At 64.8% G+C, this 24067-nt stretch carries 18 protein-coding genes, 4 pseudogenes and 1 riboswitch; of the genes and pseudogenes, 18 read left to right on the top strand and 4 right to left on the bottom strand.

Going from position 1 to position 24067, the window contains the following annotated elements; all coding sequences use genetic code 11:
- Positions 1 to 26: 26 nt before the first annotated feature.
- The 7 genes and pseudogenes from ACQ86E_RS32680 (at position 27) to ACQ86E_RS32650 (ending at position 7501) form a co-directional block, all read left to right on the top strand.
- Entirely contained in the window at positions 27 to 1430 is a 1404-nt protein-coding gene (locus tag ACQ86E_RS32680) for a pyruvate dehydrogenase complex E1 component subunit beta (RefSeq protein WP_431203452.1), read from the top strand.
- Between the two features lie 3 nt (positions 1431 to 1433).
- On the top strand, positions 1434 to 1736 hold the full coding sequence (locus ACQ86E_RS32675) for a DUF5076 domain-containing protein (protein ID WP_431203451.1): 303 nt from the start codon (positions 1434 to 1436) through the stop codon (positions 1734 to 1736).
- 2 nt (positions 1737 to 1738) lie between these two features.
- Positions 1739 to 2191, top strand: coding sequence for a nucleoside deaminase (locus ACQ86E_RS32670; protein WP_431203450.1), 453 nt, complete (start codon positions 1739 to 1741; stop codon positions 2189 to 2191).
- A gap of 63 nt (positions 2192 to 2254) precedes the next feature.
- Positions 2255 to 3622, top strand: a complete 1368-nt coding sequence (locus ACQ86E_RS32665) for a pyruvate dehydrogenase complex dihydrolipoamide acetyltransferase (protein WP_431203449.1) — start codon at positions 2255 to 2257, stop codon at positions 3620 to 3622.
- A 135-nt stretch (positions 3623 to 3757) separates the two neighbouring features.
- Positions 3758 to 5178 (top strand): annotated as a pseudogene (gene lpdA, locus ACQ86E_RS32660) (dihydrolipoyl dehydrogenase).
- Between the two features lie 27 nt (positions 5179 to 5205).
- Positions 5206 to 6447: a threonine synthase gene (locus ACQ86E_RS32655; protein WP_431203448.1), complete on the top strand. Its 1242-nt coding sequence runs from the start codon at positions 5206 to 5208 to the stop codon at positions 6445 to 6447.
- An 82-nt stretch (positions 6448 to 6529) separates the two neighbouring features.
- Positions 6530 to 7501 carry a tripartite tricarboxylate transporter substrate binding protein BugD gene (locus ACQ86E_RS32650; RefSeq protein ID WP_431203447.1) on the top strand — a complete coding sequence of 324 codons (972 nt, stop codon included), beginning with the start codon at positions 6530 to 6532 and terminating at the stop codon, positions 7499 to 7501.
- Positions 7502 to 7604: 103 nt separating this feature from the next.
- Here the strand turns inward: ACQ86E_RS32650 and ACQ86E_RS32645 are convergent, their stop codons facing one another.
- Positions 7605 to 9791 carry a lytic transglycosylase domain-containing protein gene (locus ACQ86E_RS32645; RefSeq protein WP_431203446.1) on the bottom strand — a complete coding sequence of 729 codons (2187 nt, stop codon included), beginning with the start codon at positions 9789 to 9791 and terminating at the stop codon, positions 7605 to 7607.
- Positions 9792 to 10113: 322 nt separating this feature from the next.
- Here ACQ86E_RS32645 and ACQ86E_RS32640 point away from each other — a divergent pair, with 322 nt between their 5' ends.
- From ACQ86E_RS32640 to ACQ86E_RS32610, 7 genes and pseudogenes are all read left to right on the top strand, one after another.
- Positions 10114 to 11850, top strand: coding sequence for an adenylate/guanylate cyclase domain-containing protein (locus ACQ86E_RS32640; protein WP_431203445.1), 1737 nt, complete (start codon positions 10114 to 10116; stop codon positions 11848 to 11850).
- Positions 11851 to 12127: 277 nt separating this feature from the next.
- Entirely contained in the window at positions 12128 to 12340 is a 213-nt protein-coding gene (locus ACQ86E_RS32635; protein WP_431203444.1) for a hypothetical protein, read from the top strand.
- 100 nt (positions 12341 to 12440) lie between these two features.
- On the top strand, positions 12441 to 12698 hold the full coding sequence (locus ACQ86E_RS32630; RefSeq protein ID WP_431203443.1) for a hypothetical protein: 258 nt from the start codon (positions 12441 to 12443) through the stop codon (positions 12696 to 12698).
- Positions 12699 to 12787: 89 nt separating this feature from the next.
- Positions 12788 to 13009: a hypothetical protein gene (locus ACQ86E_RS32625; RefSeq protein WP_431203442.1), complete on the top strand. Its 222-nt coding sequence runs from the start codon at positions 12788 to 12790 to the stop codon at positions 13007 to 13009.
- 75 nt (positions 13010 to 13084) lie between these two features.
- A riboswitch (cobalamin riboswitch) is annotated at positions 13085 to 13299 on the top strand.
- Between the two features lie 114 nt (positions 13300 to 13413).
- Positions 13414 to 13974 (top strand): annotated as a pseudogene (locus tag ACQ86E_RS32620) (TonB-dependent receptor); the annotation flags it as partial.
- Positions 13975 to 14153: 179 nt separating this feature from the next.
- Positions 14154 to 15653 carry a TonB-dependent receptor domain-containing protein gene (locus ACQ86E_RS32615; protein ID WP_431203441.1) on the top strand — a complete coding sequence of 500 codons (1500 nt, stop codon included), beginning with the start codon at positions 14154 to 14156 and terminating at the stop codon, positions 15651 to 15653.
- Positions 15654 to 15714: 61 nt separating this feature from the next.
- On the top strand, positions 15715 to 16293 hold the full coding sequence (locus ACQ86E_RS32610) for a hypothetical protein (protein WP_431203440.1): 579 nt from the start codon (positions 15715 to 15717) through the stop codon (positions 16291 to 16293).
- Between the two features lie 24 nt (positions 16294 to 16317).
- Here the strand turns inward: ACQ86E_RS32610 and ACQ86E_RS32605 are convergent.
- Both ACQ86E_RS32605 and ACQ86E_RS32600 read right to left on the bottom strand, forming a co-directional pair.
- A pseudogene (locus ACQ86E_RS32605) lies at positions 16318 to 16540 on the bottom strand (hypothetical protein).
- Positions 16540 to 16980, bottom strand: coding sequence for a hypothetical protein (locus ACQ86E_RS32600; RefSeq protein WP_431203439.1), 441 nt, complete (start codon positions 16978 to 16980; stop codon positions 16540 to 16542). Before ACQ86E_RS32600 ends, ACQ86E_RS32605 begins: the two are co-directional and overlap by 1 nt.
- 85 nt (positions 16981 to 17065) lie before the next feature.
- Between ACQ86E_RS32600 and ACQ86E_RS32595 the strand changes: the two genes are divergently transcribed.
- The 3 genes from ACQ86E_RS32595 (at position 17066) to ACQ86E_RS32585 (ending at position 20743) form a co-directional block, all read left to right on the top strand.
- The gene (locus ACQ86E_RS32595; RefSeq protein WP_431203438.1) at positions 17066 to 17464 is read left to right on the top strand and encodes a MerR family transcriptional regulator; all 399 of its coding nucleotides are present in this window, start codon (positions 17066 to 17068) and stop codon (positions 17462 to 17464) included.
- A 746-nt stretch (positions 17465 to 18210) separates the two neighbouring features.
- Positions 18211 to 19935: a dihydroxy-acid dehydratase gene (gene ilvD / locus ACQ86E_RS32590; protein WP_431203437.1), complete on the top strand. Its 1725-nt coding sequence runs from the start codon at positions 18211 to 18213 to the stop codon at positions 19933 to 19935.
- The gene (locus ACQ86E_RS32585; RefSeq protein ID WP_431203436.1) at positions 19922 to 20743 is read left to right on the top strand and encodes a tetratricopeptide repeat protein; all 822 of its coding nucleotides are present in this window, start codon (positions 19922 to 19924) and stop codon (positions 20741 to 20743) included. The genes ilvD and ACQ86E_RS32585 overlap by 14 nt, the downstream gene beginning before the upstream one ends.
- Before the next feature lie 33 nt (positions 20744 to 20776).
- On the opposite strand, the gene xth is transcribed toward ACQ86E_RS32585, so the two are convergent.
- Entirely contained in the window at positions 20777 to 21574 is a 798-nt protein-coding gene (gene xth, locus ACQ86E_RS32580) for an exodeoxyribonuclease III (RefSeq protein ID WP_431203435.1), read from the bottom strand.
- 135 nt (positions 21575 to 21709) lie between these two features.
- Between xth and ACQ86E_RS32575 the strand changes: the two are divergent.
- Positions 21710 to 24039: pseudogene (locus ACQ86E_RS32575) on the top strand (ATP-binding protein).
- Positions 24040 to 24067: the final 28 nt, after the last annotated feature.

The following is a 24067-nucleotide window of genomic DNA, read 5'->3' as shown; positions in this document are numbered from 1 at the left end:
CGCGCAAGCTTTCTCTTGGAGTCGATATGCCAATTCAAGTGCTGATGCCCGCGTTGTCGCCCACGATGGAAAAGGGCAACCTTTCCAAATGGCTTAAAAAAGAGGGCGAGACGATCAAGTCGGGCGATGTCATCGCCGAGATCGAGACCGACAAGGCGACCATGGAGGTCGAGGCGACCGATGAGGGCACGCTCGGGAAGATCCTGATCCCGGAAGGCACCGCGGACGTCGCCGTGAACACGCCGATCGCGACCATTCTCGCCGATGGCGAGAGCGCCGCCGATCTCGCCAAGGCGCCCGCGCCGGCCCAGCAGGAGAAGGCCGCGGAGTCCGCTCCACCCGCCGCGGCAAAGGCCGAGGCGCCTGCGCCCAAGCCTTCAGAGTCGAAGGCCGCTCCGGCGCCGCAGGCCGTTGCCGAACCCGATCCGGAAGTCCCCGCCGGCACCGAGATGGTGACGCAAACTATCCGCGAAGCGCTGCGCGACGCCATGGCCGAAGAGATGCGCCGCGACGCCGATGTCTTCGTGATGGGCGAGGAAGTCGCTGAGTATCAGGGCGCCTACAAGGTGACCCAGGGCCTGCTGCAGGAATTCGGGCCCAAGCGCGTGATCGACACGCCGATCACCGAGCACGGTTTTGCCGGCGTCGGCGTCGGCGCCGCCATGTCGGGCCTGAAGCCGATCGTCGAGTTCATGACCTTCAACTTCGCCATGCAGGCGATCGACCAGATCATCAACTCCGCCGCGAAGACCCTCTATATGTCCGGCGGCCAGATGGGTTGCTCGATCGTGTTTCGCGGGCCCAACGGCGCCGCCGCCCGCGTCGCCGCCCAGCACAGCCAGGACTACTCGGCCTGGTATTCGAGCGTTCCGGGCCTCAAGGTCGTCGCGCCGTTCTCGGCTGCCGACTACAAGGGCCTGCTCAAGGCCGCGATCCGCGATCCCAATCCGGTGATCTTTCTCGAGAACGAGGTGCTCTACGGTCACACCGGCGAGGTGCCCAAGCTCGACGATTTCGTGATTCCGATCGGCAAGGCGCGTATCGCGCGCACCGGCAGCCACGTCACGATCATCTCCTGGTCGAACGGCATGACCTATGCGCTGAAGGCGGCCGATGAACTCGCCAAGGACGGCATCGAGGCCGAGGTGATCGACCTGCGCACGCTGCGGCCGATGGACACCGAGACCATCATCGCCTCTGTCAAAAAGACGGGGCGCGCCGTCACGGTGGAAGAGGGCTGGGCCCAGAGCGGTGTCGGCGCCGAGATCGCCGCGCGCATCATGGAGAACGCCTTCGACTATCTGGACGCGCCGGTTACGCGTGTCTCGGGCAAGGATGTGCCGATGCCCTATGCCGCGAACCTGGAGAAGCTCGCGCTGCCCTCGGTGGCCGAAGTGGTCGAGGCCGCCAAAGCTGTCTGCTACAGGTAGGCCATGGCGGGCCCGAAGGAGCAGCCATTGCCACCCGACGTGCTTGCCCGCGACGACGCGGTCGAGATCCTGCGCGTCTTCGTGCTGGACGGCGGGCTGTCGATGGCGTTCCAGCGCGCCTTCGAGGAGCCCGACATGTGGGGCCTGCTGCTGGTCGATCTCGCCCGCCACGCCGCGCGCGCCTATGCGCGTGAGAGCGAATATACCGAGGAAGACGCCATGAGCCGGATCCTGGAGATGTTCCAGGCCGAGATCGAGCGTCCTACGGACACCGGCACGACGACACCGCGCGGGAAGGGACACTGACCGTGGCGATCGAAGCCCACCATTTCGACTTCATGCTGGAGGCGATCCGCGAGGCGGAGGCCTCGATCGCGCAGGGCGGCCTGCCGATCGGCGCCGTGCTGACGCGCGACGACAAGATCATCGCCCGCGGCCACAACAATCGTGTGCAGGAGAACAACGTGATCCTGCATGGCGAGATGAGCTGCCTGCGCGAAGCCGGCGCGATCACGTTCCACGACACCGTCATGTACACGACGTTGTCGCCATGCTCGATGTGTGCTGGCGCGCTCGCTCTGTTCAAGGTCAGGCTGGTTGTGATCGGGGAATCCGTCACCTTCGAGGGCTCCAAGGACATTCTCGACAAGTTCGGCATCCTCTGGATCGATCTTGCCGACGATCGCTCCATCACCATGATGAAGAATTGGCGTTCCGTCCCGGCCAATGAGCGCCTGTGGCAAGGCGACATCGGCAACTAAATCCAGGTCCTGTTCGTCCTCGCTCCCGGGGACGAATTTTTGAAAGTTTGTCTTGAGGTCAGCATGCCCATCAACATCCTGATGCCCGCTCTCTCGCCGACGATGGAGAAGGGCAACCTCGCCAAGTGGCTGAAGAAGGAAGGCGACAAGGTCAAATCCGGCGACGTCATCGCCGAGATCGAGACCGACAAGGCGACCATGGAGGTCGAGGCCATCGACGAGGGCACGATCGCCAAGATCCTCGTGCCCGAGGGTACGCAGGATGTCCCCGTCAACGACGTGATCGCGGTGCTCGCCGGCGAGGGCGAGGACGTGAAGGCCGCAGGTAGCGCCAAGCCCAGCGCTTCGGCGGCGCCGCCGAAAGTCGCCGAGAAAACGGCTGAGCCTCCCACTGCCGCGCCGGCTCCGGCCGCTGCGCCTGCCGCCCCCAAGGCTGCACCGCAGCCCGCTGCTCCGGCACCGCAGGCCGCGGCTCCTGCCGCGCAGAGCAACGGCCATGGCGGCCGCGTGTTCTCGTCGCCGCTGGCGCGCCGTCTCGCCAAGGACGCCGGCATCGATGTCTCGATGGTATCAGGCACGGGCCCGCACGGCCGCGTGGTCGCCCGCGACGTCGAGCAGGCCAAGTCCGGCAAGGGCCTCAAGGCGCCCGCGGCGGCACCGTCCGGCGGTGCGCCCTCGATCGCGCCGACCATGTCGGACAAGCAGATCCTGTCGCTGTTCGAGCCCGGCTCCTACGAGATCATCCCGCATGACGGCATGCGCCGCACCATCGCGCAGCGCCTGACCGCGTCGATCCAGAACGTCCCGCACTTCTACCTCACCATCGACTGCGACATCGGCAAGCTGCTCGCCGCGCGCGAGGAGATCAATGCGGCTGCTCCCAAGGACAAGGAGAAGAAGCCGCTCTACAAGATCTCGGTCAACGATTTCGTCATCAAGGCGATGGCGGTGGCGCTTCAGAAGATCCCGAACTGCAATGTGAGCTGGACCGAAAGCGGCATGGTCAAGCACCACCATTCCGACGTCGGCGTCGCCGTGGCGATGCCCGGCGGCCTGATCACGCCGATCATCCGGAAAGCCGAGACCAAGACGCTCTCGACCATCTCCAACGAGATGAAGGATTTTGCCGCGCGTGCCCGCTCGCGCAAGCTGAAGCCGGAGGAATACCAGGGCGGCACCACCGCGGTCTCCAACCTCGGTATGTACGGCATCAGCCACTTCACGGCCGTCATCAACCCGCCGCACGCGACCATCCTCGCGGTCGGCACCAGCGAGGAGCGGCCCGTGGTTCGGGGCGGCAAGATCGAGATCGCGCACATGATGAGCGTGACGCTATCGTGCGATCACCGTGCCATCGACGGCGCACTCGGCGCCGAGCTGATCGGCGCCTTCAAGCAGCTGATCGAGAACCCCGTGATGATGATGGTGTGAGATTCGCGTCGTCATTGCGAGCGAAGCGAAGCAATCCAGGGCGGAACCGGCAAACTGGATTGCTTCGTCGCAAGAGCTCCTCGCAATGACGGTCTCGAAGATTGAGGCCGGTTGAAACGAGAACGAGCGCTAGGCATGGCCGACACATCCTTCGACGTCATCATCATCGGCTCCGGCCCCGGCGGCTATGTCGCCGCGATCCGCGCCGCGCAGCTCGGTCTCAAGACCGCGATCGTGGAGAAGTCCTATCTTGGCGGCATCTGCCTGAACTGGGGCTGCATTCCGACGAAAGCGCTGCTGCGCTCGGCCGAGATCTACCACTACATGCAGCATGCCAAGGATTACGGCCTGTCGGCCGACAACATCTCGTTCGATCCGAAGGCGGTGGTGCAGCGCTCGCGGGGCGTCTCGAAGCGGCTGAACGACGGCGTCGGCTTCCTGATGAAGAAGAACAAGGTGAGCGTGATCTGGGGCAAGGCCACGATCGATGCGCCCGGCAAGATCACCGTGGGCAAGTCCGACGCCGAGGCGCCGAAGGGCGCGCTGGGCGAGGGGAGCTACCAGGCCAAGCACATCATCGTTGCGACCGGCGCGCGACCCCGCGTGCTGCCGGGGCTCGAGCCCGACAAGAAGCTGATCTGGACATACTTTGAGGCCATGGTGCCCGAGAAGATGCCGAAATCGCTGCTTGTGGTCGGTTCCGGCGCGATCGGCATCGAGTTCGCCTCGTTCTTCCACACCATGGGCTCCGATGTGACCGTGGTGGAAGTGCTGCCGCAGATCCTCCCCGTCGAGGACGCGGAGATCGCGGGCCTTGCGCGCAAGCGTCTGGAGAAGCAGGGCATCAAGATCATGTCCTCGACCAAGGTCACGAAGCTGGAGAAGAAAGCCGACAGCGTCGTCGCCACCATCGATGACGGCAAGGGCAAGCCCGTCACCACCGAGTTCGAGCGCGTGATCTCGGCGGTCGGCGTCGTCGGAAATATTGAGAACCTTGGCCTCGAAAAGCTCGGCGTGAAAACCGACCGCGGCTGCATCGTGATCGACGGCTACGGCAAGACCAACGTGCCCGGCATCTATGCCATCGGCGACGTCGCGGGCCCGCCCATGTTGGCTCATAAGGCCGAGCATGAGGGCGTGATCTGCGTCGAGGCGATCAAGGGCCTGCATCCGCATCCCATGGACAAGCTCCTGATCCCCGGCTGCACCTATTGCAACCCGCAGGTCGCTTCCGTTGGCCTCACCGAAGCCAAGGCCAAGGAGGGGGCCGCGAGATCCGCGTCGGCCGCTTTCCCTTCGTTGGCAACGGCAAGGCGATCGCGCTCGGCGAGGACCAGGGCCTGGTCAAGGTCATCTTCGACAAGAAGACCGGCCAGCTTCTCGGCGCCCACATGGTCGGCGCTGAAGTGACCGAGCTGATCCAGGGCTACGTCGTCGCCATGAACCTTGAGACCACAGAAGAAGAGCTGATGCACACGGTCTTCCCGCATCCGACCCTGTCGGAGATGATGAAGGAAGCCGTGCTGGATGCGTATGGCCGCGTGCTGAATATCTGATCCCTCCAGCAACACGAAGGAATAATCGTGAAAGACAACGACAACCTCACCATCGAACGCCCGAACTTCGTCACCCACCTCGAATGCGCGATGGAGGGCGACCACTACGCGGCCGATCAGGTCCACAATCTCTCGAAGGCCGGCAAGCCGCTCTTGGTGCGCTACGACCTCGCAGGCGTGAAGAAGGCGCTGACCAAGGACGCGCTCGCGCAGCGTCCCGCCGACATGTGGCGCTATCGCGAACTGCTGCCGGTGCGCAAATGCCAGGACATCGTCTCGCTCGGCGAAGTCACCACGCCGCTGATCCGGCTGCCCAAGCTCGGCAAGAAGCTCGGCGGCGGCGAGATCATCGTGAAGGACGAGGGTCGCCTGCCGACCGGCTCGTTCAAGGCGCGCGGCTTGGTGATGGCGGTGTCGATGGGCAAGGCGCTCGGCATCAAGCACATGGCGATGCCGACCAACGGCAATGCCGGCGCAGCGCTCGCCGCTTACGCCACGAGCTGCGGCATCAAGACCACGATCTTCTGCCCGGCCGATACGCCCGAGGTGAACGTCAGCGAGATTGAGCTGCAGGGTGCGACCGTCTACCGCGTCAACGGCTATATCGACGATTGCGGCAAGATCGTTGGCGAGGGCAAGGCCAAGGTCGGCTGGTTCGATACCTCCACGCTGAAGGAGCCGTACCGCATCGAAGGCAAGAAGACGATGGGCCTGGAGCTCGCCGAGCAGCTCGACTGGGACGTGCCCGACGTGATCTTCTATCCGACCGGTGGCGGCACCGGCCTGATCGGCATGTGGAAGGCGTTCGACGAACTGGAGAAGATCGGCTTCATCGGCAGCAAGCGCCCGCGCATGGTCGCGGTGCAGGCGTCCGGCTGCGCGCCGATGGTGCGCGCCTATGAGGCCGGCACCGAGCATGCGACGCGCTGGGAGGACGCTCACACCATCGCCTCCGGCATCCGCGTGCCGCAGGCGATCGGTGATTTTCTGATCCTGCGCGCGGTGCGGCAGAGCAATGGCTTTGCGATTGCGGTCGACGACGAGAAGATCTCGGCCGCGCTGAACGAGGTCGCGCGTGAGGAGGGGCTGCTGCTGTGTCCCGAGGGTGCCGCGACCTACGCCGCCTACAAAGACAGCCTCGCCGATGGCCGCGTCAGCAAGACCGATCGCGTGATGCTGTTCAACTGCGCGACCGGCCTGAAATATCCGCTGCCGCCGGTCGCCCGTACGCTCGATCGCCACAAGCCGATCGACTACACGCAGTTCTGACGCGTCAAGACGCAACGAGCGATTCCTCTTCCCGCACGCGGGAAGAGGCAAAAAACAACAACGACATCGCTGGGAGAAAACAATGAAGAAGGCCGCCTGGGCTGCGCTGATCGGCATTGTCACGTTTACCGGCGCCGCGCGCGCCGACGACTATCCATCACATCCCATCACAATCATCGTGCCCTTCGCGGCCGGTGGCCCGTCCGATGCGATGGCGCGCGTGCTCGCCGAGCGGATGCGGACCTCGCTCGGTCAGCCGCTGGTGATCGAGAATGTCACCGGCGCGGGCGGCTCGATCGGCGTCGGCCGCGCCGTGGCATCGGCGCCTGATGGATACACCGTCTCGTTCGGGCATCTTGGCACCCACGTCGCCAACGGGGCCGTCTACAAGCTCAAATACGACCTCGTCGCCGACCTCGAACCGGTGGTGCTGCTGCCGAGCAACCCGATGATCGTCGTCAGCAAGAACGCGGTGCCTGCGACCTCGCTGAAAGAGCTGATCGAATGGCTGAAGTCGCGCACCTCATCGCCGACCGCAGGCACTGCCGGCGCAGGCTCGGGCAGCCACATCGCCGGCGTGTATTTCGAAAGCGTCTCTGGCGTCAAGCTGCAATACGTGCCGTATCGCGGCACGGCGCCTGCGCTGAACGACCTCATCGCCGGCCAGATCGACGTCATCATCGACCAGACCTCCAACTCCATCAACCAGGTCCGCGCCGGCACCATCCGCGCCTACGCCATCACCGACAGCAAGCGCCTGGCCTCGGCGCCGGACATCCCGACTGCGGAGGAAGCCGGGCTCAAGGGCTTCAACATGACGCTGTGGTCGGGCCTGTGGGTGCCCAAGGGCACGCCGAAGGAGATCGTCACCAAGCTCAACGCCGCAGCCGTGGAGGCGCTGAACGACCCCGCCGTGAAGAAGCAGCTCGAAAGCCAGGGTCTGGAAATGACGCCGAAGGATCAGCTCACGCCCGAAGCGCTTGGTGTGCGGCAAAAAGCCGAGATCGCCAAATGGTGGCCGATCATCAAGGCCGCGAACATCAAGGTGGATTAAGAGGGGCGTAGGGTGGATTAGCCGAAGGCGTAATCCACCTCTTCTCGTGCGGCGACGGAAGTGGTGGATGACGCTTCGCTAATCCACCCTACAAGGCCAGCATCTACTCGCGCCCCACAAACCCGACCGGCGTCGCCACGGCGGCGGCATCCTTCGTCACCACGCGCTGGTCGCTCTTGCCCGCCACGACGCCGCTGCCCTCGAACCTTGCGCGGTAGACCAGCACGTTCTCGATCACGCGCTGGACGTAGTTGCGCGTCTCCGACAGCGGGATGCGCTCGACCCAGTCGATCGGATCGACCTTGGGATCCCTGGGGTCGCCGCGCGCCTGCACCCATTCGCGGACACGGCCGCGGCCGGCATTGTAGCCGGCGAAGGTCATGATCTGGTTGCCGCGATATTCCGACAGGAGCGCGCTCAGCTCGGCCGCGCCCATCTGGGTGTTGTAGACGGGATCGGAGACCATCTTGTCCCAGTCATAGGTCAGGCCGAAGCGCTTTGCGGTATCGCGGCCTGCTTCCGGCGTCACCTGCATCAGGCCGACGGCATTGGCGGGCGACTTGTCGCGCTGGTCGAATGAGCTTTCGGTGCGCGCCACCGAATAGATCACGCTGGTCTCGATCGCGGGCGCGACCTGCTTGTGCTCGGGGATGCCGATGGTCGGGAAGGCGTAATGGTCGAGCGCGAGCCCGCGCGCCAGCGCCAACTTGCCGACCTCCAGCATCACGCGCGCATCGTTGCGCCGGCTGGCGAGTTCGCCGAGCGCTTCGAGCGCCGCGACGTCGGTGCTCTCCTTGGCGAAATCCTCGGCATAATAGAACACCATGTCGCGTTCGCCGATGCCGTAGAGCATCTCGGCTGCGCGCACGCGCTCGTCCGTGGGCGGCATGTCGGCGGCGGCCAGCGCGGGCGAGGGCGGACGCAGATCGATGCGGTCGAGACCGAGCTTTGCGCGGGCCAGCTGGCCGTAATACGCTGTCGGATAGTGCGCCGCGGCCTGATAGCTCAGGCGCGCGTCGGCTGTTGCATTCATCGCCTCGGCGGCGCGGCCCCGCCAGTAATGTGCCCGCGACAGCGCGAGCGGATTGGCGGAGCCCGCGTCGATAGCAGCAAAGTGCACCATGGCCGCCCTGGGATCGTCGAGAAAGCGCAGCGCGATCCAGCCGCACATGAAGTGATAGTCGACCCGGTAGACCTCCATCGCCGGCACGGCCGCCGTGCGCACCAATTCGTAGGCCGTTTGTGACTTGCCCTGGTCGAGCAGCTTTCGCGCCAGCAGGCGCCGCTCGCGCCACCAGGCGTCGGTGTCCTGCGCCGCCATCGTGTCGGGCGCGGCAGCGAGGATCACGGCGGCGGCGTCGTCGATGCGGTCGTTCTGGAGGTGCCATTGCGCGCGGCACAGCACGTAGCCGAGATCGCGGCGCGCTTCAGTCGAGACATCCTCGAGATAGTCCTTGGCCTTGCTGGCCTTGCCGGTGACCGCGGCGCAGGCCTTCACGATCGCGAGCGCATCCTCGCCGAGCCGTTTTGCGGCGCGCCGCGCTCCGGCATAGTCCTTGGCGCCGAGGCGCTTGTCCATGCGGGCGCGATGGTCGTCGGCGGTCAGCAGATCGCGAAACGCTTCATAAGAATCCTCCTCGCTGCGCTCCGACAACTGGTCGGTGCGCCAGGCCTCGCGGACGAGACGCGCGGCTCTGTCGCTGTCACCTTCAGCGAGCAACACGCGGGCGAGCGCGAACTTGCCCTTGGCACTGGTCGGCCGGTCCATGGTGAATTTGTGCACGGTGGCCGCATCGCTCTTCTCCTGCCACAGCCGCGCCTCGGCGCGGCGGCGGAGCAGGGCGCTGCTCGGCCAGTCCGGATTGGCGGCGAGAAAGGCCGCGTAGCGCCTGAAATTCGCGGTGCTGTCGGAATGGCGCAGCATGAACCAGTCGGCGAGCTTCTGCCCGGCGGGGTCGGCAATGCGGTCGCGCGCCGCGCTCGCGTCGTCTGTCTTGCCCTTCCGCGCAAGATCGATCGCATCTTTCAGCGCGGCGAGGTCGCCGGTCAGCGGCGGGGCGGCCGGCTTGTCTGAGATCTCGTCGTCCTGCGTCCTTGACTTGCGTTTGGCCTCGGCATGCTTGCCATGGCGCGACTTCGCCGCAGCGTGACGCTGCTTGCCGGCTTTCGCCTCATGCGTCTTCTTCGACGCGGACGATTTGTGACTGCTCTTCGCTGCCAGCTCGGTAGGAATGAGGGCCAAAGCGGCCACTGCAACGACACACGCGAGCGAGCGTAGGCACTGGTTCATTGCGTGGTCCCCCTGCGAAACCAGTACAAACCAAAGTCCGCGACGACATGCGGCTCGAGAATCAAGGACAACAACCAGACGATGCCACGACATCGTTTCGCATTCCTCACGCTCTCGCAACAATGCGGCGAAATCCAGATGGGGGCTCCGGAACGTCCGAAACCGGAGAGGTTGCGACTTTAACCTTTATTAACGAATAGGGCCGGCGGGACGGTTGCGTACGGTTCACCGCGACGAGACGGCCGGATTGCGCGTGTTCCCACGGCGAAATCCAGTGTATTGAGTTCCCTGAAGCCCTCCTTTCAGCGTTTGTTCCGCCCTCATGCCGCTTTTCAACCAGTCGATCCGGCGCAAGATCGTCGGCATCGCCCTCGGATTGATCGTCCTGATGCTCGTCACCTCGATTCTGTCGATGGTGATGTCGAGCCAGGTCGGTGTTCTGCTTGGCGAACTGACCAACCGGTACATCCCGGCCTATAGCCATCTGGCGCACGCCAACATCCGCTCGCTGGAGCGGGCGCTGGCGCTGCGGCGAATGGTCATGACCAGGATGGAGTCGCCGTCCGACGAGGCGGCCTACGCGGCGCGACTTCGCGACTTCAATGCATTGGACCGCAAGTTCGAGGAGGAGGCCGAGAGCGCGCGCGAGCTCATCAACGCCATCATTGAAGATCCCAGGACCTATTCCGACAACGCCGCGCTGGGACGGCTCGACGTCCGCATCGAGAGCGCCGTCACCGAGTTGCGGCGCAATCTGGACGAGGGCAACGCGAAACTGCTCAAGCACATCGAGGCCCAGGACATGGTCGAGGCCCGCGGCACGCTTGAACAGCTCGACTCGCTGCGCGATGCGTTCAATCAGAAGGTCGACGCGATCCGCGGCGATATGCTGACACAGGTCTTCTTCTCGACCTCGCAGGTGATCGGCCGGCAGCACCAGGCGATCATCGTGTCGGGAGCCGTGACCTTGCTCGCAGCAATTGTCGGATTTGCTTTCGCGCTGCTCGTCTCCAGCGGCATCACGCGCCCCGTGCGTCTCTTGCTTGCCGGCACCCGCGAGGTCGAGGCGGGCCGCTTCGACAAGACCATCACGGTCTCGACAACGGACGAGATCGGCGAGCTGGCCGCCGCCTTCAACCGCATGACCGAGCAGCTCAGGCACAATGAGCGCATCCGGGAGACCTTCGGGCGCTACATCGATCCCAAGGTGGTGCAGGGGCTGATCGACCGGCCCGAGGTCGCAATCGACGGCCAGCGCCGGATCATGACCATCATGTTCGCCGATATGAGCGGCTTCACCGCGATGAGCGAAGGCATGACCCCGCGCGGCCTCGTCAAGGTGATGAACCACTACTTCACGGTGATGTCCGCGCCGGTCCGGAGCAATCGCGGCATCATCGACAAATATATCGGCGACGCCGTCATGGCCTATTGGGGCCCGCCCTTCGTCGAGGAGGACGAGCCCGCGCTGCTCGCCTGCGTCGCCGCGATCGAGATGGCTGACCAGGTGCCCGCACTGCAGAAGCAACTGCCTGACCTGCTGGGCATCCGCGCCATGCCGGCGCTGTGCGACCTGCGGATCGGCATCGCCACCGGCGAGGTCCTGACCGGCAGCATCGGCTCCGAGCTGATGATGAGCTTTACGGTGATGGGTGACGCCGTGAACCTCGCTTCGCGCCTGGAAGCGGTCAACAAGACCTACGGCACCCGTATCCTGATCTCGCAGGCGACGGCGGAGGCGATCGGCACGGCCTGCGAGCTGCGTGAGATCGATCGTCTGACGGTCGCCGGCCAGAGCGTGCCGCAAGCCATTTTCGAAGTGATGAGCAAGGCGCACGGGCTCGGCGTACCGCAGGAGAGCCTGCGCACGCGCTATGCCGAAGGCCTCGCCGCCTATCGCGCCCGCCGCTTCGACGAGGCTCGCGCCGCGTTCCATGCGGCGCTCGAAGCCGTCCCCGGCGACGGTCCCTCGCGCACAATGCTCGCCCGCATCGAGCGGTTCGAAGCCAGCCCGCCGGACGCCGACTGGGATGGTGCCTGGCGGCTGGAGCAGAAATAGGCGACTGCGGCGTCTCCGCGCCGATGTTTCGCAGTGAGCTATTTCGCCGACTCGGGTTTATCGTCGCTGAGGTCGAGCTTGTCGTAAGCCTCGAACATGCAAACCATTGCATGATGCGTGGACCATGGCGGTGGCCGCGCAGCCGAAAGCCGTTTTTAACATTTGGCTCGCATCCTCGATGTCTGGATGCGCTCGCTGCGATTCTCCGCTATGGGAAATCCGTTGCGACGCAGCGCGCCTCGCGACCGTTGCCTATCGATCCTCACTGGGCCGTCCCATGCGCCTCCTTGCGGTGATTATTCTCGCGCTGATGACGGCGGCCTGCAATCGGGAGCAGGACATCACCGGCTCGACCCCGGTCTGCGCGATGCGGGCCTACAGCTCGTACAATCCCCGCGACATGAACCAGTGCGTTGCTGCCTGCAAGGCGTGCGACCGCGGCAACACCGTCACCTGCTCGACATCCTGCACGCTCAAGGGTGCGCACTGAGCTGCCACGGTTCCAGGGGCGGGAGTGACGGTGCCCCGGCACCGGAACGATTGGATCGGATCATGATTAGAATTGGCAGGCAGGACACGGAGTCCAAGGAATGGGGATGCTCGATCCCGGTCGGTTTCTGGTGTCGTGCTCGCATTGCGAGGCATGGCCGATGGCGGCCAATGTGAAACGCGCGAACTGGTCGGCATCTCCGCACGAGGTCCGCTTCATGTGCCCGCGCTGCCGCCGCGAGGAGACCGCTATCATCTCCGCTTCCGGGCAGCTGATGCCGATCAAGCGCGCTGACATCCCGACGCACGACGTGGCCGCGGCCCAATCCCGGGCCCAGCGGTCAAGAGGGCGAGCGTAGCGCGCCCGTTCAAGCGCTGATCCCGTTTTGGAACCCGGGCGACGCCCGGGCGTTTCTGCCTCGACATCAATGCATCGAGGGCCGTGCGAATGATCAGCGAACATTTCGACACCCGCACACGGATCAACATGAAGCTGGCGCTGGACCGGATCTGCCGCAATCGCCCCGCTGGCGAGGACCATGGCTTCCGCAGGTCGGTCGCCGAGAAGATCGTCCGCTGCGCGCTGACCGGCCGTACCGGCATCGGCCAGCTCGTCGATGCTGGCGAGCGGGCGATGGTGCGGACGCGCTTCGAAACCGAACCGACCTGATTGCGCCAGCTCAATCTTCGGTGCGGGACTTCGGTGCTCATGCAACCGGCCAATTGACTCCCCACTTGCCCGCCCCGTAGATTGCTCCGTGACGGTTCTCCTCACGGAGATCAAAAGGGAACGTGGTGCGGGATTGTCCCAACGCCGGGATTGTCTCAATGCCATGGCTGCCCCCGCAACTGTAAGCGGTGAATCTCTCGTCATATGCCACTGGGAATCTCGGTCCCGGGAAGGCGACGCAGAGGTAACGACCCGCGAGCCAGGAGACCTGCCGTCAGCCGTGGTCACACGCGAAGATGTCGGTCGGGGAGTACAGACATTGGCTTCATCGGAGCGATCCATCGCTCCGCATTGAAACCTCGTTCGCTGTGACGTGCCACTGACGTCACACCGAGGTTATAGCTGTGTCCCGTATTGTCTCTGCCGCCAGGCGCCTCAGCGCCGGCCTGTTCGCAACCACGTCTCTTTGTTTGCTCGATCCGTCGCTCGCCCGCGCCCAACAAGCCGTCGCCGAGCAGTTGCCGCCGATCGAAGTCACCAGACCCGACGATCCAAACCGCACGCGCGCCCGGGCCACTAGCGACGGCGACACGACGAGCCGGCGCGCGCCCCCGAATGCCGCCCGGAGCGGAGCGCCGGCAGCCGGTTCCTCCGGTGCCCCCCGTGAGGCCGTCGCCGGCACCGGCGGCATTGTCGGGGCCGCCACGACCGTGATCACGGCCGCGGACATCGCACATGCGCCGTCGCAGACGCTCGCCGAGATCATCGCGGTGCAAGTCCCGGGCGCCCAGATCACGACGCTCTATGGCGGCCCGGTCGCCGCGAAGACCGGCGTCGATCTGCGCGGCTTCGGCGCCTTTGCCACCGCCAACACGCTGGTGCTGGTCAACGGAAGGCGCCTGAACGACATCGACATGGCGCAGGTGGACCTCTCCACCATCCCGCTCAATTCGATCGAGCGTATCGAGGTCACGCGCGGCAATTCCGGCGCGGTGCTCTACGGCGACAATGCGGTCGGCGGCGTGATCAACATCGTCACCAGAAACGGCGTCGGCGGACCGCCGGTGGCCGCGCGCATCGAGGCCGGCTTCGGCTCGTTCAACACCAGGCTTGGCAATTTCTCGACGTCGCTCAATTCCGGGCCGTGGTCGACCTCGTTCTACGGCAATGCCGTCAGCACCGACGGCTACCGCGACAACAATCGCTATGTCCAGAAGAACGGCGTCGGCAATCTCAACTACACGACATCAGGCCTGACCGCTTTCCTGACCGTGACAGGCGACGATCAGGAACTGCGGTTGCCGGGCGGCCGCACCGTCGATCCCTCCATCGGCCTCGACGAACTCGCAACCGCCCGAAGGGGGACCAGCACCCCTTCAACTACGCCAACCAGCAAGGCTTCAGCGCCACCGCGGGCTTCACCAAGACCCTGGTCAACGGCGTCGATCTCATCGTCGATGGCGGCGTGCGCGACAAGAAGCAGCAGAGCGCGTTCTTTGCGAGCCCAGCGCCGGTGCCCGCATTCTTCACGTCGACCTATGTCGGCGCGGATCTGACGACCTGGTCGATCACGCCGCGGCTGAGCGTGAAGAGCCTGCTGCTGGGACTGCCGTCGCAGCTGTTGACCGGCATCGACTATTACGATGCGAGCTTTCAGCAGAACCGCGGTGCCGGGCAGGGGCTCGCGCCCTGGCACAATTACGACCTCAGGCAGCAGACGGTTGCGGGCTATTTCCAGCACACACTGGGCGTGGCGCCGACCACCGAATTGTCCTATGGCGCGCGGGTGCAGACCGTCAGCCTTTCGGCCCGCGACAAGTTCGATCCGGCAGCCCCGTTCAACGCCGACATCGGCGCGCTCCCGCTCACCAGCAATGAGACCCAATACGCGCTGCATCTCGGTGCCGAGCATCGCCTCAACGACACGGTCTCGTTGTTCGGCCGCGCCGCGCGGGCGTTCCGCACGCCCGACGTCGACGAGCGCGTGTCGTCAGGTCCGTCGTTCGATCCCTTCACCTTTGCAGCGATCCCGCAGACGTTCCAGCTCAAGACCCAGACCTCGCAGGATGTCGAGGGCGGGCTGCGCATCAAGGCAGGCGGGCTGCAATTGCAGAGCAGTCTCTATCTGATGGACCTCAGCAACGAGATCCATTTCAACCCCATCCTGTTCTACAACACCAATCTCGATCCGACCCGCCGCTACGGCTCGGAGACCAGTCTGTCCTATCGCGTCAACGATGCCCTGCTGCTGCGTTCCGCCATAGCGGTCACGCGGGCCGTCTTCCGCGAAGGCGTCTGGTCCGGCAACGACGTCCCGCTGGTGTCGCGCTACACCGCCAGTGCGGGTGTCACCTGGAACATCTGGCAGAACTATGTGGTGCTCGATGCCACCGCGCGGTTCTGGAGCGAGCGGCGCATGGACAACGACCAGGCGGGAACCCAGAAGCCGATTCCTGCCAACGGCACGATCGACCTCAAGCTCAGCGGACAGGTCGAGCGCTATTTCTGGTCGCTGAGCGCCAACAATGTGCTGAACGCGCTCTATTACGACTATGCGATCGCGAGCACCTTCACTGACGGTCGCTTCAGCGCGTATCCGCTGCCCGGCCGCACTTACCTGCTCAAGGCCGGCGCCACATTCTGAACGAGATGGGGCTGTCACAGGCCTCCAAATGGACTAGAATTCAAACAGAAGGAGATCATCCATGGTTCTCGACATCCTGCCGTCTCACGGCGACCGTCTGCGGCTTCATCCGGTCGCGCCGCGCCTTGCGCCGATGTTCGGCTTTGTGCTGCTGACACTGTCATGCGCGCTGGCAAGCTTCGCGTTCGCCTGTGCCACACCGTTCGCGGCTTTCGCCGTCGTCGCCGCGGCGATGCTGCCGCTGCGTCCGGCGCTGCTCGTCGTCACCGGCGCCTGGCTCGTGAACCAGAGCATCGGCTTTGGCGTGCTGCACTATCCCATCGATGGCAGCACCATCGCCTGGGGCTTCGTCATCGGCGCGGCCGCGCTTCTCGCGACCATTGCTGCGTCGAGCATCCTGCGCATGCTGCCGCAGGGCCGCACGCCGTTGATGCTGGCGCTCGCGCTGGTCGCCGCCTATGCGGTCTATGAGCTTGCGCTGCTTGCCGCGACACCGTTCCTCGGCGGCGAGGGCGCCTTCACCGCCGCCATCGTGACGCGCATTGGCCTGACCAGCGCCGTCTGGCTCGCCGGCCTCGTCGCCGTCTGCGAGATCGTCCGCCTGGTCGATCCGTTCGGCCGTGCGATGCGGAACGCGTAAGGCGCCTCCGTGGTTCAAGTCCGGTCATTGTGATGACCGGACCTTGACCCACCGCCGCAAGGCGACGACCGCCCAGACCGTCTCGACGAACCCGAACGGCCAGGTGCCCTGGAGAAATCCGTAAATCCCGCTCAGCGCGCACGCCGCCGCGAAGGCCAGCACATAGTGCGGCCCGCGCGGCTCGAGCCGCGTAGAACAGCAGCATCGCGCTGACCGACAGCAGCCCGAAGATCGCCAGGGCGTCCATCAGCTCGCCGGCGGCTTCGGCTTCTTGGCGACCCCGAGGGCGTGGAAGACGGCGGGCTCCATCACGGGCCACAGCGCCGCCGTTGCTGTCAGCACGGTGGCGGCGCACATCGCCGCCAGCACAGACGTTCGAATTTTCAGGCCCGCCGTCCGCGCCCGCCACACGATCCAGCCCCAGGCGCAGAGCACCACGGCAATGGACAGCTTCGTCATCAGCCCGTGCGCGTGGTCGAGCACCGCGATCAGGCTTCCTGCACTCGCGAGTACGACGGCAGGCAATGTGAAGGGCAGCACACAGCACACCGTGCAGGCCGCGGCGACCATTGCGGTTGCAACGGCCGTGCCCGCGGCCTTGCCGCCGGCTTGCTCGGTCCCGGCTGCGCAGCCGCATCCTGGCGAGGTTTCGGACGGAATGTTGCAGGACGGTCCAATAACGCTCATGTGATTCTCCTCATGCTTGTGCGTCGTGGACCGGATCGCTACGCCCTCAAGCCACTTGAGGTTCAAGCGAAAAGTGAGAGCTTCCATGAGAATTGGCGTCCTCGCCAGCACGGCCGGCGTTTCGGTCCCCGCCATCCGCTATTACGAAAGCATCGGTCTTATGGCGCCGCCGGCGCGGCAAGGTGGCCAGCGCATCTATGGCGGTGACGATCTGAAGGCGCTCAATCTGATCCGGCACTGCCGCGAGCTGGATTTTTCCATCGACGAGACGCGCGAACTGCTCGCGTCGGTTCAGAAGCGATTGCCCTGTAGCGAAACGAAGACCTTCGCGGAGAAGCATCTCGGATTGGTCAGGCGGAAGATCGCAGAGTTGCGTGCGCTGGAGGCGACGGTGGCGTCGCTGGTGAGTGGCTGCGAGACGACATGCTGCAACGGTGCGGCACCCGATTGTGTGATCCTGCGGCCGGAGCCCAACGCCGCGTGACGCAGGGCAAGGTAGCCTGAACATGGCCCGTTACCCGTCGGGCGAAACACCTGAATTGCCGTCAATCCCTTCGAGAATATTCTACTTTATCGAATTCGGAATTATCGTATCATTGCCTATCCCGGCCGATCCTTGAGCGACCAGGCAAAGCTCGGGCGAAATGCGCCGCGAGAATGAGAAGGCGGTCTGCAACCACATATTCTCTGTCATCGTCCGGCTCGACCGGACGATCCAGTACTCCGAGACAGTTGTGGTTCAACGGAGAGGCCGCGGAGTACTGGATTCCCGCCGGAGCCTGTTATCGGGCTCGCCGAAGGCGAGACCCGGTGGCGGGGAATGACGTTGGTGTTTGGAGACAGCTATTGCCACCGGAGCCGTTGTTGGTCCGACTCACCCGTCCGCGCTCAGTCCCCGAACCAAATCCGGGCGCACCGTTCTCGTCATAAAATCTGAAGTTGTGGACGGTCCTTTTCGCAAGGTATTCAAGTAAGCCAGTCCGTGTCCTCCGGGCCACGATTGTGCTGTCCACGCAACAGTTCCGGGCGATTTAACCGTTATCGCACTCCGTTCGTATCAACGCCGCTATTTGGCCACACCCGACCATGAATAAAATCGCTCTAATGTTTAGGGCTGCGGTGCGCCCATGACAGGCGAAGGGAAGTCCCGAGGTCGATCCAAAAGGTCGATTCAAATCTTGGGTTTGATTTTCCCGGTCTGACAAGGGTTAGCCAAGGAAACTGGTCGCGATGGACGCGAAGACCAACATCAAGCAGAGGCTGCCGAGCCGTCACGTGACGGAAGGCCCTACGCGCGCGCCCCACAGGTCCTACTTCTACGCCATGGGTCTGACCACCGAGCAGATCCACCAGCCTTTCGTCGGTGTCGCCTCGTGCTGGAACGAGGCCGCTCCATGCAACATCTCCCTGATGCGCCAGGCGCAGGCGGTGAAGAAGGGCGTGGCATCGGCCGGCGGCACGCCACGTGAATTCTGCACCATCACCGTCACCGACGGCATCGCCATGGGCCATGACGGCATGCGCTCCTCGCTGCCGTCGCGCGAATGCATCGCCGATTCCGTCGAGCTGACCGTCCGCGGTCATGCCTATGACGCGCTGGTGGGCCTTGCCGGCTGTGACAAGTCGCTGCCGGGCATGATGATGGCCATGGTCCGCCTCAACGTACCCTCGATCTTCATCTATGGCGGCTCGATCCTGCCCGGCAATTTCCGCGGGCAGCAGGTCACCGTGCAGGATATGTTCGAAGCCGTCGGCAAGCACTCGGTCGGCGCGATGTCGGACGAGGATCTCGACGAGATCGAGCGCGTGGCCTGCCCCTCGGCGGGCGCCTGCGGCGCCCAGTTCACCGCCAACACCATGGCGACCGTCTCGGAAGCCATTGGCTTGGCGCTGCCTTACTCGGCCGGCGCTCCGGCCCCCTATGAAATTCGCGACGCCTTCTGCATGACCGCGGGCGAGAAGGTGATGGACCTGATCGCCCAGAATATCCGGCCGCGCGACATCGTCACCCTCAAGGCGCTGGAGAATGCGGCCGCCGTTGTCGCGGCCTCTGGTGGCTCGACCAATGCTGCACTGCACCTGCCGGCGATTGCGCATGAGTGCGGCATCAAGTTCGACCTGTTCGACGTCGCCGAAATCTTCAAAAAGACACCTTATGTCGCGGATTTGAAGCCGGGTGGCCGTTATGTCGCCAAAGACATGTTTGAAGTAGGTGGCATACCGCTTCTGATGAAGACGCTGCTCGACAACGGATTTCTCCACGGCGACTGCATTACGGTCACCGGTCGAACGATCGCCGAAAACCTCAAAAGCGTGAAATGGAATCCGCACCAGGACGTGGTGCACCCGGCGGACAAGCCCATCACCGTTACTGGCGGTGTGGTCGGTCTGAAGGGCAATCTGGCGCCAGAAGGTGCGATCGTGAAAGTCGCGGGAATGTCCAACCTCAAGTTTACCGGTCCGGCCAGGTGCTTCGACCGCGAGGAGGATGCTTTCGAGGCGGTCCAGCAGCGCACCTATCGGGAAGGCGAAGTCATCGTGATCCGCTACGAGGGGCCCAAGGGCGGCCCCGGCATGCGGGAAATGCTCCAGACCACCGCGGCGCTGACCGGCCAGGGCATGGGCGGCAAGATCGCGCTCATTACCGACGGCCGTTTCTCCGGCGCCACCCGGGGCTTCTGCATCGGCCATGTCGGGCCTGAGGCCGCCATCGGCGGCCCGATCGGGCTGCTCGAGGACGGCGACATCATTGAGATCGACGCCGTCGCCGGAATCCTTAACGTAAAATTGACCGACCAGGAGCTTGCCGAGCGCAAGTCCAAATGGACGGCTCGCGCGACTAACCACACGACGGGCGCGCTCTGGAAATATGCTCAGCAGGTTGGACCAGCGGTCGGTGGGGCAGTGACCCATCCGGGCGGCGCGCACGAGAAACAGTGTTATGCGGACATCTAGGCGTGCCATTGTTGCGTTTGTGTTGGGGGCCAGTGCGCTGGCCGCGCCGGCGTTTGCCTTCGACGGCTCGCCGGCCAACAACAAGGACGCCACTATCCCGGTGGTGACCACCTTGCCGGGCACGGCGGGGACGGTCCGCAGCAAGGTTCCGGCAGCGACCCAGGAAACCTCGCTCAGTGCGCTGCAATATGCCGCCGAGGGTGGCCACCCCATCGCGCAGTGGAAGCTCGGCCGCATGTACGCCAATGGCGACGGCGTGGCCCAGGACGATGTGCGCGCCTTTGAATATTTCAGCCGGATCGCCAACGCGCATGCCGAGGACAGCCCGTCGGCGCCGCAGGCGCAGATCGTGGCCAACGCCTTCGTCGCGCTTGGCCGTTACTATCTCAGCGGTATCCCGAACTCGAAGGTCAAGCCGGACCATGACCGGGCGCGAGAGATGTTCTCCTACGCCGCCTCCTACTTCGGTAATGCGGACGCCCAGTACGATCTCGCGCGGCTGTACCTGAAGACGCCGGACGCCTCGCGCGAGGATTTCCGCTATGGCGCGCGCTGGCTCGGCCTCGCCGCCCAGAAGGGCCAGCACGAGGCCCAGGCGCTGCTCGGCCAGATGCTGTTCAACGGCGACCGGCTGCCGCGGCAGGCCGCGCGCGGCCTGATGTGGCTGACGCTGGCGCGCGACAGCGCCGGTGCCGAGGAGACCTGGATCAAGGAAAACTACAACCGGGCCTTCGCCAAGGCCTCCGACGACGACCGCGCCATGTGCCTGCAAATGCTGGAGCAGTGGGTGCAAGGCCGTCGCGATTAAGAAGCCCGCCGCGACTGATCCGCCGAGGCGGCCTTACGCTGCCTCGAGATCCAGATCCGCCCACACCGGAACGTGGTCCGACGGCTTCTCCCAGGCCCGCACATAGCTGTCGATCCCGACATTGGCGAGCTTGTCGCCGGCCTGCGGCGACAGCAGCAGATGGTCGATGCGCAGGCCATGATTCTTCTGCCAGGCGCCGGCCTGGTAATCCCAGAAGGTATAGAGCCCGGGTTCGTCGGTGACAGCCCGCAGGGCATCCGTCAGGCCGAGGCCGAGCAGGGACTGAAAACTCTCCCGCGTCTCCGGCTTGAACAGGGCGTCCTCGGTCCAGGCTGCCGGGTTGTGGACGTCGCGGGCGTGCGGGATGACGTTGAAATCGCCGGCGAGGATCAGCGGCTCCTCGGTCTTGAGGCGTTCCTTCGAATACGCGAGAAGCCGCGACATCCATTTGAGCTTGTAGGGATATTTCTCGGTCCCGACCGGGTTGCCGTTGGGCAGATAGAGGCAGGCGACGCGCATGACGCCGCGCTTCAGCGTCACCACGCCTTCGAGGAAGCGGGCATGGGCATCCTCGTCGTCGCCAGCCAGTCCCGACTTGGTCTCGTCGAACGGGAGCTTGGAGAGCAGGGCGACGCCGTTGAACGTCTTCTGCCCGTGCGTGACCACGTTGTAGCCGAGCGCCTCGATCTCCAGCCGCGGGAAGGCCTCGTCAACGCATTTGATCTCCTGGAGGCAGACGATGTCCGGCTGACACTCCTTCAGCCAGGTCAGGAGGAGATCGATCCGCTGCCGGACCGAATTCACGTTCCAGGTGGCAACTCTGATGGGCATTTGGACGGCTCCGGACAGGGGCCATGGTTAGAACAAACTGCAAACGCGCCCGTCAAGGAGACGCCGCAAAATCTCCCACAAAATTAACCGGGCTTAAGCCGGCCCCGGGCCATTGATACCCAAAAGGTTTTTCGAATGGGACGGCCGGACAAATCCATGATGCGAACCGAGTTGCGCGACGGCCTGATTGGCGCGTTCCTGTACTGGCTCGGCGGCTTCGAGATCGAGGACGGCCTGACCGCCGATCTCAGCGAGCGCGAGATGCGTCGCATCCGCGCCAAGCAGATCGATGCGGTGACGCGGCTGATCCCGGTGACGATGGGCGTGACCCTGCTCAACGTCGCCATCGTGCTGATCCTGTTCTGGGGCAAAGGCTGGAACGATTTCCTTGCGATCTGGGGCCTGACGCTCGCCGCCACCGCCTCGCTCGCGGTCCGCTCATGGCGCCGGTCGCACAAGATGCCGCCGCAGGAGGCTTCAGCGCGTGCGGCGCGGCACATGCTGCGGCAGGCATTCTTCCTCGCCGCGATCTGGGCGCGCTGCCGCTCGCGCTGTTCAGCAGAGTTGATCCGACCAGCCAGTTGATCCTGGCCTGCCTGATGGTCGGCATGATGTCCGGCGGCGCCTTCACGCTGTCGACTTTCCCGCGCGCAGGCCTCGTCTATCTCGCCACCATGACGGTCGGTTGCGCCGGCGCGCTGCTCCAGTGCGGCACCGGGCCTTATCTCGTGACCTCGCTGTTCCTGCTGCTGTTCGCGTTCTTCATGGCGCGCAACATCGTCTCGCAGGGCAATTTGTTTCTCGGCAATCTCAAGGCCCAACTCGAGCTCGAACGGCAGACCGAAATCATCTCGCTGCTGCTGAAGGATTTTCAGGAGAACGCGAGCGACTGGTTGTGGCAGACCGATGCCGAAGGGCATCTGGTCGATGTGCCGCAACGCTTCGCCGACGTCGCGCAACTACCGCTGCCGCTGCTGAAGGGATCGCTCTTCGCCGACGTGCTCGACATGCTCTGCCCCGACGACAAGAGTGCGGCCTACAACATCGTTGGCCTGATGGAGCACGCCGAACCGCTGCACGAGATGAACCTCAAGGTCGTCGCCGGCGGCGAGGCGCGGCTGTGGTCTTTCACGGCGAAGCCGGCCTATGACCGCGACGGCCAGTTCCTCGGCTATCGCGGCTTCGGCCGCGACGTCACCGAGCGCTGGCGCGCCGAAAAGGCCGAGGCCGAGAGCCGGGCCAAGTCGAATTTCCTCGCGGTGATGAGCCACGAGATCCGCACGCCGATGAACGGCGTGCTCGGGCTTGCCAGCATGCTGCTCGAAACCGAACTTGATCCGGAGCAGCGCGAGGCCGTCACCACGATCCGCGAGTCCGGCGACAACCTCCAGCGCATTCTCAACGACATCCTCGATCTCTCCAAGCTCGAGGCCGGCCGCTTCACGTTCGAGGCGGTCGACTTCGCGCCGCAGACGCTGGGCGAAATGGTCGCGACCGTCGTGCGAGCGGGGGCCAGGAGCAAGGGGCTCGCGGTCAATGTCGTGCTCGACCCGAGCCTGCCGCCGACGCTGCGCGGCGACGTCGCACGCATCCGCCAGGTGCTGCTCAACCTCGCATCCAACGCGGTGAAGTTCACCGATGCTGGCGAGGTGACGATAGCGGCGACCTGCCAGGCGCGCCGCGATCTGCTCGCGACCGTCGAATGGACCGTGACCGACAGCGGCATCGGCATCGCTCCCGACAAGGTTGGGCAGCTCTTCAGCGACTTCGCCCAGGCCGATGCCTCGATCAGCCGCCGCTTCGGCGGCACCGGGCTTGGACTTGCGATCTCCCGGCGCATCATCGAGCAGATGGGCGGCACCATCGGCGTCACCTCGACGCCGGGCGAGGGCTCGACCTTCCGCTTCACGCTGGTGCTGCCGTGGAGCCAGGCGCAGGCGTCCGACCAGACGTCAGACCGCGACGAGGCCGACGAGCTGAAGGCGCGTATCGTCGAACTCGATCGGCCGCTCAAGGTCCTGGTCGCCGAGGACGATGCCGTCAACCGGATGGTCGTGAGCAAGATGTTGGGTGCTTTCGACGTCGAGCTGAGCGTGGTCACCGACGGCATCGCCGCCGTCGCGGCGGCGTCCGAGAGCGACCACGATGTCGTGCTGATGGACGTGCGCATGCCCGGCATGGACGGCCTTGCCGCCACCCGCGCGATCCGCGCGCGAGGAGGGCGCTTCGACGCCTTGCCGATCATCGCACTGACCGCCAATGCCTTCCCCGAAGACGTCAAGATCTGCCGCGAAGCAGGCATGTCGGACTTCCTGCCAAAGCCGCTGCGCAAGCCCGCGCTGGTTGCGGCCTTGCTGCGCGCGCTGGACGGCCACATTGCGTCTGAGGAAGCACCGCTTCAGCCGGTCCTGATGCCGGCCGAGGTGGAGTGGACGGACGAGGAAAGGCAGATGACGGGGGCGTAGGCGCACAGATCGAGAAGCTGGTGCCGCA

This window comes from Bradyrhizobium betae (genome assembly GCF_050632175.1).
Lineage (GTDB): Bacteria > Pseudomonadota > Alphaproteobacteria > Rhizobiales > Xanthobacteraceae > Bradyrhizobium > Bradyrhizobium betae_B.
This window is presented reverse-complemented; position numbering and strand designations above follow the sequence as displayed.

What these genes read in the sequence shown, in the direction of transcription:
- ACQ86E_RS32680 (WP_431203452.1), top strand. Translation starts at nt 27, where the DNA reads ATGCCAATTCAAGTGCTGATGCCCGCGTTGTCGCCCACGATGGAAAAG.
- ACQ86E_RS32675 (WP_431203451.1), top strand. Translation starts at nt 1,434, where the DNA reads ATGGCGGGCCCGAAGGAGCAGCCATTGCCACCCGACGTGCTTGCCCGC.
- ACQ86E_RS32665 (WP_431203449.1), top strand. Translation starts at nt 2,255, where the DNA reads ATGCCCATCAACATCCTGATGCCCGCTCTCTCGCCGACGATGGAGAAG.
- ACQ86E_RS32650 (WP_431203447.1), top strand. Translation starts at nt 6,530, where the DNA reads ATGAAGAAGGCCGCCTGGGCTGCGCTGATCGGCATTGTCACGTTTACC.
- ACQ86E_RS32645 (WP_431203446.1), bottom strand. Translation starts at nt 9,791, where the DNA reads ATGAACCAGTGCCTACGCTCGCTCGCGTGTGTCGTTGCAGTGGCCGCT.
- ACQ86E_RS32640 (WP_431203445.1), top strand. Translation starts at nt 10,114, where the DNA reads ATGCCGCTTTTCAACCAGTCGATCCGGCGCAAGATCGTCGGCATCGCC.
- ACQ86E_RS32635 (WP_431203444.1), top strand. Translation starts at nt 12,128, where the DNA reads ATGCGCCTCCTTGCGGTGATTATTCTCGCGCTGATGACGGCGGCCTGC.
- ACQ86E_RS32630 (WP_431203443.1), top strand. Translation starts at nt 12,441, where the DNA reads ATGGGGATGCTCGATCCCGGTCGGTTTCTGGTGTCGTGCTCGCATTGC.
- ACQ86E_RS32625 (WP_431203442.1), top strand. Translation starts at nt 12,788, where the DNA reads ATGATCAGCGAACATTTCGACACCCGCACACGGATCAACATGAAGCTG.
- ACQ86E_RS32610 (WP_431203440.1), top strand. Translation starts at nt 15,715, where the DNA reads ATGGTTCTCGACATCCTGCCGTCTCACGGCGACCGTCTGCGGCTTCAT.
- ACQ86E_RS32600 (WP_431203439.1), bottom strand. Translation starts at nt 16,980, where the DNA reads ATGAGCGTTATTGGACCGTCCTGCAACATTCCGTCCGAAACCTCGCCA.
- ACQ86E_RS32595 (WP_431203438.1), top strand. Translation starts at nt 17,066, where the DNA reads ATGAGAATTGGCGTCCTCGCCAGCACGGCCGGCGTTTCGGTCCCCGCC.
- ilvD (WP_431203437.1), top strand. Translation starts at nt 18,211, where the DNA reads ATGGACGCGAAGACCAACATCAAGCAGAGGCTGCCGAGCCGTCACGTG.
- ACQ86E_RS32585 (WP_431203436.1), top strand. Translation starts at nt 19,922, where the DNA reads ATGCGGACATCTAGGCGTGCCATTGTTGCGTTTGTGTTGGGGGCCAGT.
- xth (WP_431203435.1), bottom strand. Translation starts at nt 21,574, where the DNA reads ATGCCCATCAGAGTTGCCACCTGGAACGTGAATTCGGTCCGGCAGCGG.